Origin of the sequence: Actinoplanes subtropicus, assembly GCF_000721705.1 — a bacterium.
GTDB classification, from domain to species: Bacteria; Actinomycetota; Actinomycetes; order Mycobacteriales; family Micromonosporaceae; genus Actinoplanes; species Actinoplanes subtropicus.
Genome location: NZ_JOJL01000020.1, coordinates 99,009 through 112,413, shown reverse-complemented (window position 1 = coordinate 112,413; position 13,405 = coordinate 99,009). Strand labels below are relative to the sequence as shown.

The following is a 13,405-nucleotide window of genomic DNA, read 5'->3' as shown; positions in this document are numbered from 1 at the left end:
GAGGTGGCCCGTGCATGAGCTCGCCGCGAGCGGACTCCGGCTCGACCTGAACGTCTTCGACTACCTGATCCTCGCGCTGTATTTCCTCACCGTGCTGGGCATCGGTTTCGCGGCCCGCGCGGCGATCCACACCAGTGCCGACTTCTTCCTTTCCGGCCGGTCGATGCCGGCCTGGGTGACCGGCCTCGCCTTCATCTCGGCGAACCTCGGTGCCATCGAGATCCTCGGCATGGCCGCCAACGGCGCCCAGTACGGCCTGATGACCCTGCACTACTACTGGGTCGGCGCGGTGCCGGCGATGGTCTTCCTCGGCATCGTGATGATGCCGTTCTACTACGGCTCCAAGGTGCGCAGCGTCCCCGAGTTCCTGCGGCGGCGTTTCAACAACGGCACCCACCTGTTCAACGGGATCAGCTTCGCGGTCGCCCAGGTGCTCATTGCCGGCGTCAACCTGTTCGCCCTCGCGCTGATCCTCGAGGCGCTGCTCGGCTGGCCGCTCTGGCTGTCGATCATTCTCGGCGCCGCCATCGTGCTGGTCTACATCACCCTCGGCGGCCTTTCCTCGGCGATCTACAACGAGGTGCTGCAGTTCTTCGTGATCCTGGCCGGCCTGATCCCGATCACGATCATCGGCCTGGTCAAGGTCGGCGGCATCGGCGGCCTGTTCGAGAAGGTGCGGCAAACCCCGCTCGGCGAGGCCGGCCTGCACACCTGGTCCAACACGGCGAGCACCGACAACCCGCTGGGCGCGAACTGGATCGGCATCATCTTCGGCCTCGGCTTCGTGCTCTCCTTCGGGTACTGGACGACCAACTTCGCCGAGGTGCAGCGGGCGCTCTCGGCCAAGAACATGAGCGCCGCCCGGCGTACTCCGATCATCGGCGCCTTCCCGAAGCTGGTGATCCCGGCGGTGACCGTGATCCCCGGCCTGATCGCGCTGGTCACCGTCAAGGGGCTGGGCGCCGAGACCGGCGACCTGCAGTACAACTACGCGATCCCGCAGCTCATGCGCGACCTGCTGCCCAACGGCGTGCTCGGGGTGGCGGTGACCGGCCTGATGGCCTCCTTCATGGCGGGCATGGCGGCCAACGTCTCCGGGTTCAACACCGTCTTCACGTACGACATCTGGCAGTCCTACATCCGCAAGGATCGCGACGACGCGTACTACCTGCGGGTCGGACGGATCGCCACGATCGGCGGCATCCTGATCGGCATCGGCACGGCGTTCATCGCGGCCGGGTTCAACAACATCATGAACTACATCCAGGCGCTGTTCTCGCTGTTCAACGCGCCGCTGTTCGCCACCTTCATCGTCGGCATGTTCTGGAAGCGGATGTCCGCCTGGGCCGGCTTCTGGTCGCTGGTGCTCGGCTTCCTGGCGTCGCTGACGCTGTACATCCTGCACCTGAGCAAGGTGCTCAAGTTCCACTCCGACCTGGACGAGAGCTTCTGGGGCGCGGGCGCCGCGTTCGTCGTGGCCGTCATCGTCGCGATCATCGTCACCCAGTTCACCCCGCCGAAACCCGAGAACGAACTGCGGGGCCTGGTGTACGGGCTGGGCGGCACCACCACCTCGGGCGAGGTGATCATGGCCGGCGACCGGGTGTGGTGGCGCAACCCGGTGCTGCTCGGGGTGATCGCGCTCGTGCTCGCCGTCCTCCTGTACATCCCGGTCTGGTGAGGGGAGAACCGTCATGGCAAACGAGACCGAGGCCGGCCGCCGGCGCGCCGCCCGGCTGTTCGACGTCCGGCTGGTGATCGGCGGCCTCTTCGTGGTCTACGGGATCATCGTCACGGTGATCGGCCTGTTCGACTCCACCGCCGAGGTGAAGAAGGCGCAGGGCGTGCACATCAACCTCTGGATGGGCCTCGCCATGCTCGTCTTCGGCCTGCTCGTGCTGCTCTGGCTGCGGCTGAGCCCGCCCGACGCGCTGCCCGAACCGGCGGACGAAACGGACACGAAACCGAGCGACGAGCCGGACTGATCGCCGAGGGGGTGTGCCCTCGGTGCGATTCGGTTGCACCGGGTACCCATATCTTCGAGTCCGGGGTCTGACCTTCCGATAGACAGGGCATGGAACCACTAGCCAAAGTCAGCCTCGCCTCATCCGGCGGCAGCCGACCCGCCGGCTGGCAGGCACAGGTGCGGATCGACTACGTCATCAACAAGGTCGCGCAGACACACCGCGGTCAGTCCGAAGGTGATGTTGCGCAGGCGATCCACGACCAGCTCCGCGCCGTCGGAGTCGTGCCCAACGGCCGTCAGATCGCGCAGTACGCCAACGCGATCTCGGCCCTTCCCCAACTACCCCCGAACGCCACCAAGAGATGAGCGCCGGGCCCGGTCCGTGAGCCGTCAACGGACCGGGCCCGCCGCTGTCAACCGAGCGGGAACCGCAGGATCCGGTCGTCGCCGTCCTTCGGGTCGCCGCGACCGTCCCGATTCGACGTCATCAGCCACAGCGCGCCGTCCGGCGCGATCGCCACCGTGCGCAGCCGCCCGTACCTCCCGGTGAACTCGGACCGCGGGGCGCCACCCTTCAGCGGTACGAGCCACAGCCGCTCGCCCTTGAGCGCCGCGACGTACAGCGTGTTCCCGGAGATCGCCGCCCCGGACGGCGAGGCCTCGTCAGTGCTCCACTGCACGATCGGGTCGACGTACTTCGGGTTGCCGGCCTTGCCCTCCGCCTCGGGCCAGCCGTAGTTCCTGCCGGGCTCGATGACGTTCACCTCGTCCCAGGTGTCCTGGCCGAACTCGATCGCGTACATCTTCTTGTCCGGGCCCCAGGCCAGGCCCTGCACGTTGCGATGACCCATCGACCAGACCGGCGAACCCGGGGTCGGGTTGCCCGGCGCCGGCTTGCCGTCCCGGGTGAGCCGCAGGATCTTGCCGTTCACGTCGGCCGGGTCCTGCGACTGCGCGCCGTCGCTGGAGTCGCCGGTGCCGACGTAGAGCATCCCGTCCGGCCCGAACGCGATCCGGCCGCCGTTGTGCCGCGGACCCCGGGTGATGCCCGAGAAGATCACGGTGGGCCGGGTGTCGTTCAGCCGGAACCGGGCGATCCTGTTCTCGGTCGCGGCGGTGTAATAGGCGTACACGAAACCGTTCTTGGGGTATTCGGGGTCGATCGCGAGACCCAGCAGGCCGCCCTCGCCGCCGCCCTGCGACTCCTCGATCTTGTAGACCCGCGACGGCTTGCCGCCCCGCGCCGGGATGTAGATGATGTCGCCCTTGTCCCGCTCGCTGACCAGCGCGCCGCCGTCGGGCAGGAAGGCGAGGCCCCACGGGACCTCGAGGCCGGTCATCACGGTCTGTGGCTTGCTCAGGTCGGGGGTGCCGCGCTGGGGGGTGAACGACCCGTCGGTCTGCGGCAGCGTGGGGCTGGTGGAAGCCGCGGGCGCCGCGGCCGAAGGGGCCTCCACCTGCGGTGACGAGCCGTTGGTGCAGGCGGAAAGAAATGCCGCGCCGGCCGCGATCGCGACCAGACGCGAGAGGGGTGCGGTGGTCATCGGGATACCCTGCCACGGCCTGGCGAAATTCACCCGTTTCCCGGTCCGGCGATCATGATTCGTCCGACGATGGGCCGGCGCGGTGCCGCTGCCGTGCAGGGCGGAGAGACAGCGCGGTGCGAGCTTTGGCGCGACCCTTGCGGGCCGCGGTGGTCCTGCTGCTAACCCTGTTCCCGTACGCGGAAAGCCCGGCCCAAGCGCAAGATGTGGCGCCTCCGGTCATCGCCTGGAAGGCGTGCCCGGAGAACGCGAAGGTGCAGTGCGGGACGTTCCGAGTGCCGGCCGACTGGGCCGATCCGCAGGGTCCGACGGTGCTGCTGACCGTGGCGCGCCGGCCGGCCACCGACCCGGCGCAACGGATCGGCACGCTGTTCGTCAACCCGGGCGGGCCCGGCGGGTCCGCGGTGGACTTCACCTTCGACGCGCCCACCTTCTTCACCGAGGAGCTGCGCAAACACTTCGACATCGTCGGCCTGGACCCGCGCGGGGTCGGCCGCAGTACCCCGGTGCTCTGCACGCAGGACCTGCTCGACGCGCGGCCGAACCCGCTGATCACCTCCGAGCCGGCGTACGTGTCGACCATCGCCTACAACCGCCGGCTCGCCGCCGACTGCGCCGCGCACACCGGCCCGGTCTTCAACCACGTCGACACCCTCAGCGTGGTGCGGGACGTCGACGCGCTGCGCGCGGCCCTCAGCGAGCAGAAGATCAGCTTCTACGGCGCCTCGTACGGGTCGCTGATCGGCGAGCAGTACGCCGAGCGCTATCCGCAGCGGCTGCGCGCCCTGGTGCTGGACGGCGTGATGGACCACAGCGCCGGCATCGGCACGTTCCTGGTGCAGGAGACCGACGCCGCCCAGGACTCGTTCCGCGAGTTCGTCTCGTGGTGCGCCCGCGATGCCCAGTGCGTGCTGCGCGGCCAGGACATCCCGGCGCTGTGGGCGAAGCTGCTCGCCCGGGCGCGGGCCGGCACCCTGGAGAACCCCTACGACCGGGGCGGAGCGTCCCTACCCAAGCCTGGACTGTCAGTCGGCGGAGCGTCCCTACCCAAGCCTGGACTATCAGTCGGCGGAGCGTCCCTACCCAAGCCTGGACTATCAGTCGGCGGAGCGTCCCTACCCAAGCCTGGACTGTCAGTCGGCGGAGCGTCCCTACCCAAGCCTGGACTATCAGTCGGCGGAGCCCGCAGGGCCGCGCCGCCCCGGCCCGTGCCCGCGGCGCCGGCGTCCGCGATGGACGTGGGCGAGCACAGCTTCGCCGCGGTGATCTGCTCGGACTGGTACCTGCCGATCACCGGGTTCGCCGACCTGCACCGGCGGCTGTCGGTCCTGGCCGCCCGCGCGCCGCAGATGATCGCCTCGCCGCTCGCGCTCTCCGCCACCGTGGACTGCCTGGGCTGGCCGGTCGCGCCGCCGAACCCGCAGCGCCCGTTCACCCCGCCGACCGGCCTGGCCCCGGTGCTGCTGATCGGCAGCCGGCACGACCCGGCCACCGCCTACGTCTGGGCGCAGCGGGTCGCGCGGCAGGCCGGCCCGGCCGGCAGCCTGCTCACCTACCAGGGCTGGGGGCACGTCGTCTACAAGGACAGCCCCTGCGTCGCGGCCACCGCCGACGCGTACCTGATCAAGCTGGTCCGACCGCCGGCCGGCGCGAGCTGCCCGGCGGTGGAGCCTAAACCGTTCGGCGTGGGGTGACCCTCGGCCCGATCCGGGTAAGGCATGGTCGATGTCCTTTGTGCTGAGCCGCTACGTGTGCACGGCGGCCTGCGCGCGCCTCGCCGACGAGGGCGCTAGGGTCGCCGTTCTCCTGCTCGCGATCGAGCGCACCGGCCGGGCGGGGGTGGGCGGCCTGCTGGTCGCGGCGCTCATGGTGCCGCACGTGCTGGCCGCTCCGGTGGTGGGCGCGTTCGCCGACGCCGCCCGGCGACGGCGCGCACTCTACGCCGGCGTGTTTCTCGGCTACGCGACGTCGCTGGCCGGCGCCGCACCGCTGATCGGGCCGTGCCCGGTCGCGGCGGCCGGCCTGCTGCTCGCCGCGGGTTGCTGCGCTCCGCTGTTGATCGGCGGCCTCACCAGCCTGCTCGGCGAACTCGCCGGTGACCGGCTGGATCGGGCGTTCGGGCTGGACGTGACGACGTACGCCGTCGCGGGCATCGCCGGTCCGGCCCTGGCCGCCGTGATCGCCGCGAGCGCCGGTGGGCTCTGGTCGATGCTCGCGCTGGCCGGCCTGGCCGGGACGGCGGCGGTGCTGGCCGGGTCGCTGCCGCTGCGGGCGGGTTCGGGCCGGCGGTGGCGCTGGGCCGAGTCGGCCGGGGCACTGTCGGTGATCGTGCGCGATCGGGAGCTGGGCGCGGTGACCGCCGGGTCGGTGCTCAAGGACACCGGGGTCGGCGCGCTGCCGGTGGTGGCGGTGCTGCTGGCGGCCCGGCAGCACGACACCGCGTACACCGGCCTGGTGTTGTCGGTGACGGCGGCCGGCGGGCTGGCCGGATCGCTGCTCACGACGGTGTTCCCGGTGCGTCGTCCGCCGCTTGCGGTCACGCGCTTCTGCCTGCCGGAACGACGGCCGTCTTCGTCCTGGTGGCGATGGCGCCGGACGGATGGCCGGCGCTCGTCCTGCTGGCGATCGCGGGCGCGCTCGGTTCGCTCCTGGTGGTCGCGGTCTTCGCGGTCCGCGACCGGGCCGCGCCGCCCGAGGCCCGGACCCAGGTGTTCACCCTCGGCGCCGGTCTCAAGGTCACCGGGGCCGCGGTGGCGGCGGCCGTGGCCGGGCTCGCCGCGTCGGCCGGCCCCGTGGTGCTGCTGCTCGGCATCGCCGGCTGCCAGCTGCTGGGGCTGATCGTCACGGCGGTGGTGGCTCGCGTCACCTTCCGAGGCCGGACGACGGGGAGTATCGTTAGCCAAGCTAACAACACCTCCCGGGAGGCGCTGCTTGATCCGACGCGCGCCCAAGGCGTCCATCGATCCCGATGTCCGTAAGAGTTGGTTGCGTCGCGCGCTGCCGCTCGTCAAGGCCCATCGCGGGCTGCTGATCACCTCGTTGCTGCTGTCCTTCATCGGCCTGGTGGTGCAGGTCCAGATCCCCAACCTGGTCCGCATCGGGATCGACGACGCGATCGTCGCCCGCACCGGCCGGCTCTCCACCTACGTGCTGGCGATCGTCGGGCTCGCGCTGCTGCAGGGTCTGATCAACTATCTGGCCCGGCTCTATCTGCTGCGCACGGCGTACGAGATGGAGTACGACCTGCGCAACATCGTGTACGCGCACCTCGTCCGCATGCCGTTCGGGTTCTACGACCGGGTGCAGAGCGGCGAGCTGATGTCCCGCTCCGGCTCGGACATCCGGGCGGTGCAGATGTACCTGTCCTTCGGCCCGTCGATCCTGGTGCAGTGCCTGATCGCGGTGGTCGCCTTCGTGCTGATGCTCTCGATCAACGTGCCGCTCGCGATCGTCGCCATGGTGACCATGCCGATCATCGGGGTGCTCGGCGTCAGCATGCGCAAGGCGATCTTTCCGGTCTCCTGGATGATCCAGGCGAGGCTGGCCCAGCTGGCCACCGTCGTGGACGAAAACATTCAGGGTGTACGCATCGTGAAGGCCTTCGCGGCGGAGGGGCGGCAGCTGCGCTCGCTGGCCGAGAGCGCCGACCGGATCCGCTGGGCCTACCGGCAGGACGCGAGGATCCGCAGCCGGTGGAACCCGCTGCTGGACAACCTGCCCCGGCTCGGGCTCGCGCTCGTGCTGCTCATCGGCGGGTTGATGGTGATCAACGGGCACACCACAGTGGGCACGATCGTCGCCTTCAACTCGTACGTGCTGATGCTCCAGCCGCCGTTCCGGCTGCTCGGCATGATGATCATGATGGGTCAGCGGGCCTCCGCGTCGGCCCGGCGGATCTACGAGATCCTGGACACGCCCAGCGAGATCCTCGACGACCCGGAGCCGGTCGAGCGCCCGCTGCGCGGGGATCTCGCGTTTGTCGACGTCACCTTCGCGTACCCCAATGGGACCTTGGCTCTTGATCAGTTGAGTGTGACCCTGCGGGCCGGCGAGACGGTGGCGGTGGTCGGCGGCACCGGATCGGGCAAGTCCACGCTCGGCCGGCTCGCCGCCCGGTTCTACGACGTGACCTCGGGGAGCGTCACGATCGACGGCGTCGACGTCCGCCGGATCAAGCTGACCGCGCTGCGCGAGCAGGTCGGCATCGTGCCGGACGAGCCGTTCCTGTTCTCGCTCTCGATCCACGACAACATCGCGTACGGGCGGCCGGACGCCACCCGCCGCGAGGTGATCGAGGCGGCCGTGGCGGCGGGCGCCGACGAGTTCATCCGGGAACTGCCGGAGGGCTACGAGACGGTGGTGGGGGAGCGCGGCTACACGCTCTCCGGCGGGCAGCGACAGCGGATCGCGATCGCCCGCGCGCTGCTGGTCGACCCGCCGGTGCTCGTGCTCGACGACGCGACCAGCGCCATCGACGTCGGGGTCGAGCAGCGGATCCACGGCTCGCTCAAGGAGCGCATGCGCGGGCGGACCACGCTGATCGTGGCGCATCGCCTGTCCACGATCAGCCTCGCCGACCGGGTCGTGTTGATGGAAAACGGCCGGGTGATCGCCGACGGCACGCACGAGTCGCTGCTGGCCAACGAGCCGCGCTACGCGGAAGTGCTCGCGGCTCAGGAGGTCTCGGCGTGACCGCCTGCACCGAGCGGCAGCCGGCGGGACGTGCGGACGGCGTCGAAGGCGAGGGCCAGAAGGGCATGCCAAAGGTGGGCACAGCATGAGCATGTTCGGCGGGGGCTTCGGCGGGTTCAACGTGGGCGGGCGGCCGACCGTGGGCGCGGCCGGGCGGAAGGGCAGCGGGCTGCCGTTCGCCGGCATCCCGTCCGACCTGGCCGCCGGCGTGGCGAAGCTGGAGTCCCGGGAGCCCGACCACGGCGACCCGGGCGTCCCGTTCGACCCGGTGGCCGACTCCGGCGCGAAGATCTCGCTGAGCCGGCTGCTGATCGGGCGGCCCGGGCTGCTGCTCGCGGCGTCGCTGGCCATCCTGGTCGAGACGCTGTTGCTGCAGGCCGGCCCGTACCTGGTGCAGGTCGGTATTGATCAGGGGATCGCCAAGCGTGACCTGCGGGTGCTGGTGATCGCCACGATCTGCTTCGTGGCCGCCGTGCTGCTCACCGGGGTCGCCACCGCGATCCGGATGCGCAAGACCGGCGTGCTGGCCGCCTCGGCCACCCGGGACCTGCGGATCCGCGTCTTCGCGCACCTGCAGCGGATGTCCCTGGACTACTACACCAAGGAGAAGGCCGGGGTCACGATGACCCGGATGACCTCCGATGTGGAGTCGTTGCAGAACCTGCTGCAGGACGGGTTCGCCCAGTTCCTGATCCAGGCGCTGACCATGGTCGTGGTCACCGCGATCCTCTTCCACTACGACGTGCTGCTGGCGATCCTGACCCTGGTGCTGGTGGTGCCGCCGCTCACGGCCGCGTCGTTGTGGTTCCGGTACGCGGCGGACCGGGGCTACAACCGCCAGCGGGACACCATCGCGGCGATGTTCGCGGATCTGGCCGAGAGCCTGAACGGGGTGCGGGTGGTCACCGCGCACAACCGGCAGGACCGGAACGTGGTCGCGCACCGGTCGGTGGTCGGCGCGTACCGGGACGCCAACGACTGGACCGGGCGGATCAACGCGATCTACGGGCCGGGGACGTCGGTGATCGGGCTGGTCGCGATGGCGATCATGCTCCTGGTCGGCGGGCGGATGGTGCTGCGGGGGACGCTGACGATCGGCGAGTTGACGGCGTTCGTGCTCTACATCAACGCGTTCTTCCAGCCGGTGCAGCAGTTGGTCCAGCTCTATACCCAGTATCAGCAGGCGAAGGCGGCGATCGGGAAGATCCGGTCCCTGCTGCGGACGTCGCCGTCGGTGGTGCAGTCGGCCTCGGCTTCGGTGTTGCCGCCGGTGGTGGGCGAGATCGAGTTCGACGACGTCACTTTCGGATATTTGCCTTCTCGTCCGGTTTTATCGCATCTATCCCTGCGGATCGCGCCCGGGGAGACGGTCGCCTGCGTCGGGCCCACGGGGGCTGGCAAGTCGACGCTGGCGAAGCTGGTGACCCGGTTCTACGATCCCGATTCCGGACATATCCGGATCGACGGGCATGACCTGCGGGATGTCACGCTCGCCTCGCTGCGCACCCAGATCGGGGTGGTGCCGCAGGAGCCGTTCCTCTTCGCCGGGACGCTGCGGGACAACATCGCGTTTGCCCGGCCATCGGCCAACGACGAGGAGGTGTGGGCGGCGGTCGACGCGGTCGGGCTGCGGGACCTGGTCGAGCGGGCGCCGGAAGGACTTGATACCCCGCTGCACGAGCGCGGCCAGTCGGTCTCCTCCGGCGAGCGGCAGTTGCTGGCGCTGGCCCGGGCGTTTCTGGCCGAGCCGCGGGTCGTTGTGCTCGACGAGGCGACCTCGAGCCTCGACCTGCGCTCCGAACTGCGCGTGGAGGCGGCGCTCGACGCGCTGCTGGAGGGGCGGACCGCGATCCTGGTGGCGCACCGGCTCTCCACGGCGATGCGCGCCGACCGGATCATCGTGGTCGACGACCACGGCATCGTCGAGTCCGGCTCGCACGCCGACCTGGTTCGGGCCGGGGGTCGTTATGCCGCCATGTTCGAGACGTGGGCCGCGACTTCTGGTAGGCAGGAATAGACAGCTACCTCTGCCCACTTCGGAGGATCGATGCGGATCTTGCCGGTTCTTGCAGCAGCAACCCTGTCCTCGACATTGATCGCGGCCCCTGCGTCCGCTTCCACCCAGGTCCTCGGCCCGACCGCCTACGGGTACGGCGGCGGGATCGCCACCGTCGACGCGACCGCCACCGGGGCGGGGCTCGATGTGCTGCGCCACGGGGGCAACGCGATCGACGCCGCCGTGGCCGCCGCGGTCACCCTCGGCGTGACCGAACCGTTCGTGGCCGGCCCGGCCAGCGGCGGCTTCCTCGTCTACTACGACGCCAAGCGGCACCGGGTGTCCACCATCGACGGTCGCGAGGCCGGCCCGGCCACGATGACGCCGACCTACTTCATCGACCCGGTCGACGGCCAGCCCTACGACTTCCAGGAGGCCCGGGTCAGCGGCCTCTCCACCGGCGTGCCCGGGGCGCTCGCCACCTGGGACACCGCGCTGCGGCAGTGGGGCACCCGCTCGCTCGCCAGCCTGCTGCGCCCGGCGGCGGCCGTGGCCGACCGCGGCTTCACCGTCGACGCGCAGTTCCGCCAGCAAGTCAGCGACAACGCGGCCGCGTTCGGGCAGTTCGACTCGACCAAGGCGCTCTATCTGCCCGGCGGTCAGCCGCCCGCGATCGGCACCACCCAGCGCAACCCGGACCTGGCCCGCACGTACCGGCAGATCGCCGCGCAGGGGATCGGCTCGTTCTACCACGGCCCGATCGGCGCGGACCTGATCAAGACCGTCCAGCACCCGCCGGTCTCGTCGAACCCGGTCGGCACCTGGCCGTACCCGATCCGGCCCGGCGTCCTGACCATGGATGATCTGGCCGCCTACCGGGTGCGGCAACCGAGCCCGACCGTCTCGGACTTCCGTGGTCTGCGGGTGTACGGGATGTCCACGCCGTCCAGCGGGGGCACGGCGGTCAGCGAGGCGCTCAACATTCTCGAGACGGCGAACCCGTCGCCCGCCGACGTGACGCAGGTGCTGCATACCTACCTCGAGGCGTCGGCGCTGGCGTTCGCCGATCGCGGGCGCTATGTCGGCGCGTACACCCCGCCCGAGGTTTTGCAGAAGTTGGTTTCGGACCGCTGGGGCGCCCAGCGGGCTTGCAAGATCAACCCCGCCGCGGCGATGGTGAAGCCGGTCGCGCCCGGCGACATCAACGCGTCCGGCTGCACCCCGGCCGCCGCGACGCTCACCCCCGACAACGGGCTGAGCACCACCAACATCACGGTGAGCGACCGGTGGGGGAACGTGGTCGAGTGGACGTTCACGCTCGAGCAGTTCGGCGGGAACGGGATGGTCGTGCCGGGGCGCGGCTTCATGCTCAACAACGAGCTGACCGACTTCAACTTCGCGCCCACCCAGGGCACGGCGCCGGACCCGAACCTGCCCGGCCCGGGCAAGCGGCCGCGCAGCTCGATGGCGCCGACGATCGTGCTCAAGGGCGGCAAGCCGTTCCTGGCCCTCGGCTCGCCCGGCGGCGCGTCGATCATCACGACGGTTCTGCAGATCCTGGTCAACCGGCTGGTGCTGGGCATGCCGCTGCCGGCCGCGCTGGCGGCCCCGCGAGCGTCCCAGCGCAACACAGCCGGAATCCAGGCGGAGCCGGCGTTCCACACGCAGTACGGGCCGGCGCTCACCGCGCTGGGCCACTCGTTCGGCCCGGACATGGCCGAGCTGGGTGCCGCCACGGCCATGGAGTTCACCGCCCACGGCGGCCTCATCGCCTCAGCCGAACCGGTCCGCCGCGGCGGCGGCGCGGCCGGCGTCGTCCACCCGACCCACTGACCCTCATCCGACCCACTGACCGTCAGCGGGGCCTCGGCCGGCTACTCGCCGCGCCGGGGCCCCGCGCTCTGTCCGCGATGTTCCCGATCCCAGCCGGTCGGCAGCGTGAGCGGGCCCCAACCGGGGTCCGGCCGAAAGTCGGTGTGGGTGCCGTCGAACGGGAACTCGCCGCCCTCGACGAGCTTGGCCAGCCGGTTTCCTTCGGCGCGGATCGCCTCGGCCTCGACGGCGTCGAAGTAGCCCGGCCTGCCGGTGCGGGCGGCGAACTCGTCCTCGTCCTTCCAGTTCCAGGCGCGGCCCGGCTCGACCCGGATGTCCAGCACCAGATCGACGCTGTCCACACCCTCGGGGTGCCGCTCGTAGGGCGACTCCAGATTCACGTACCACCCGGCGAAGGCGTCCGCGAACATCCACCAGATCGAGTACGCGGCACCGGCCGGCATCCACTCCAGCACGTCGTAGTCGCGCCACCGCTGCCTGGTCAGTCGCGGCTCGTTCAACTCGTCGAGCGGGAGGTCGTGGCTGGTCCTGCCGTCCGCATCGACCAGGGCCGCGAACTCGCTGCCGGCCGTGAGCCAGAGCAGCAGCCCGTCCTGATCATCACGGACCACCCGCATCGGCCGGACGAACGTGCACCGGTCGCCCCGGAAGTACCGCTGCAGGACCACCTGACCGGGACGAAAGACATGCCGCGGACCGTAGCGGTCGGGGGCAAGTTGTACAGTGGTGCTGTGGAACTTACCAAGTATGCGCATGCCTGTGTCGCGCTCGCCAAGGGTGGCCGGACGATCGTGATCGACCCCGGGGTGTTCACGCCCGACGCGCGCGAGGCGGTGGCCGGGGCCGATGCCGTGCTGATCACGCACGAGCACTTCGACCACGTCGACGAAGAGATGCTGGGGGCGGCCCTGCGGGAGCGGGCCGGGTTGCGGGTGTGGGCGCCGCCGGGCGTACGGCAAACGCTCGGTGACCGCGGCGGACGGGTGACCGCGGTGACGCCCGGGGAGCGGCTCGAGATCGCGGGTTTCGAGATCCTGGCGGTCGGCGGCACGCACGCGCGGATCCACCAGGACATCCCGCAGGTGGAGAACGTCGGGTTCGTGATCGACGGCGCGCTCTACCACCCCGGCGACGCGTATTTCGTGCCGGACGTGCCGGTCCAGACGCTGCTGCTGCCGACCAGCGGGCCGTGGACGAAGTTCGGCGAGGCGGCCGACTTCGTGCGCGCGGTGCGGCCGGCGCGGGTGGTGCAGATCCACGAGGTGATGCTGAGCGAGATCGGTCAGGCGTCGGTGGCCCGGATCCTCGGCAAGGACGGCCTGACCGGTCTTCCGATCGAGCAGCCGGCCCCGGGCACCACGCTGGACCTCTGAC

11 protein-coding genes are annotated in these 13,405 nt (G+C 70.5%); 9 read left to right on the top strand and 2 right to left on the bottom strand.

Going from position 1 to position 13,405, the window contains the following annotated elements; all coding sequences use genetic code 11:
• Positions 1–10 precede the first annotated feature (10 nt).
• From IH26_RS0125775 to IH26_RS54005, 3 genes are all read left to right on the top strand, one after another.
• Complete coding sequence (locus tag IH26_RS0125775) at positions 11–1,681, top strand: sodium:solute symporter family protein (protein WP_030438811.1); 1,671 nt, start codon at positions 11–13, stop codon at positions 1,679–1,681.
• 13 nt (positions 1,682–1,694) lie between these two features.
• Positions 1,695–1,985, top strand: a complete 291-nt coding sequence (locus IH26_RS0125770) for a hypothetical protein (RefSeq protein ID WP_030438810.1) — start codon at positions 1,695–1,697, stop codon at positions 1,983–1,985.
• Between the two features lie 158 nt (positions 1,986–2,143).
• A complete protein-coding gene (locus tag IH26_RS54005) occupies positions 2,144–2,332 on the top strand; it encodes a hypothetical protein (RefSeq protein WP_030438809.1) in 189 nt (62 codons plus the stop codon).
• A gap of 47 nt (positions 2,333–2,379) precedes the next feature.
• Here IH26_RS54005 and IH26_RS0125760 read toward each other — a convergent pair whose 3' ends face one another.
• A complete protein-coding gene (locus IH26_RS0125760; protein WP_030438808.1) occupies positions 2,380–3,510 on the bottom strand; it encodes a PQQ-dependent sugar dehydrogenase in 1,131 nt (376 codons plus the stop codon).
• Positions 3,511–3,626: 116 nt separating this feature from the next.
• On the opposite strand from IH26_RS0125760, the gene IH26_RS0125755 reads away from it, so the two are divergent.
• From IH26_RS0125755 to IH26_RS0125735, 5 genes are all read left to right on the top strand, one after another.
• Positions 3,627–5,204, top strand: coding sequence for an alpha/beta hydrolase (locus IH26_RS0125755; protein ID WP_030438807.1), 1,578 nt, complete (start codon positions 3,627–3,629; stop codon positions 5,202–5,204).
• A gap of 31 nt (positions 5,205–5,235) precedes the next feature.
• Complete coding sequence (locus IH26_RS54000; protein WP_157437388.1) at positions 5,236–6,348, top strand: MFS transporter; 1,113 nt, start codon at positions 5,236–5,238, stop codon at positions 6,346–6,348.
• 93 nt (positions 6,349–6,441) lie between these two features.
• Complete coding sequence (locus IH26_RS0125745) at positions 6,442–8,202, top strand: ABC transporter ATP-binding protein (RefSeq protein ID WP_030438806.1); 1,761 nt, start codon at positions 6,442–6,444, stop codon at positions 8,200–8,202.
• An 85-nt stretch (positions 8,203–8,287) separates the two neighbouring features.
• Positions 8,288–10,219 (top strand): ABC transporter ATP-binding protein, encoded by a 1,932-nt coding sequence (locus IH26_RS0125740; protein ID WP_030438805.1) that lies wholly within the window; start codon positions 8,288–8,290, stop codon positions 10,217–10,219.
• 30 nt (positions 10,220–10,249) lie between these two features.
• Positions 10,250–12,031 (top strand): gamma-glutamyltransferase family protein, encoded by a 1,782-nt coding sequence (locus tag IH26_RS0125735; RefSeq protein ID WP_030438804.1) that lies wholly within the window; start codon positions 10,250–10,252, stop codon positions 12,029–12,031.
• A 41-nt stretch (positions 12,032–12,072) separates the two neighbouring features.
• Here IH26_RS0125735 and IH26_RS0125730 read toward each other — a convergent pair whose 3' ends face one another.
• Complete coding sequence (locus IH26_RS0125730) at positions 12,073–12,699, bottom strand: ribonuclease FAU-1 family protein (protein ID WP_051808500.1); 627 nt, start codon at positions 12,697–12,699, stop codon at positions 12,073–12,075.
• A gap of 63 nt (positions 12,700–12,762) precedes the next feature.
• Between IH26_RS0125730 and IH26_RS0125725 the strand changes: the two genes are divergently transcribed.
• Positions 12,763–13,404 carry an MBL fold metallo-hydrolase gene (locus IH26_RS0125725; RefSeq protein ID WP_030438802.1) on the top strand — a complete coding sequence of 214 codons (642 nt, stop codon included), beginning with the start codon at positions 12,763–12,765 and terminating at the stop codon, positions 13,402–13,404.
• The last annotated feature ends 1 nt before the right edge of the window (position 13,405 follow it).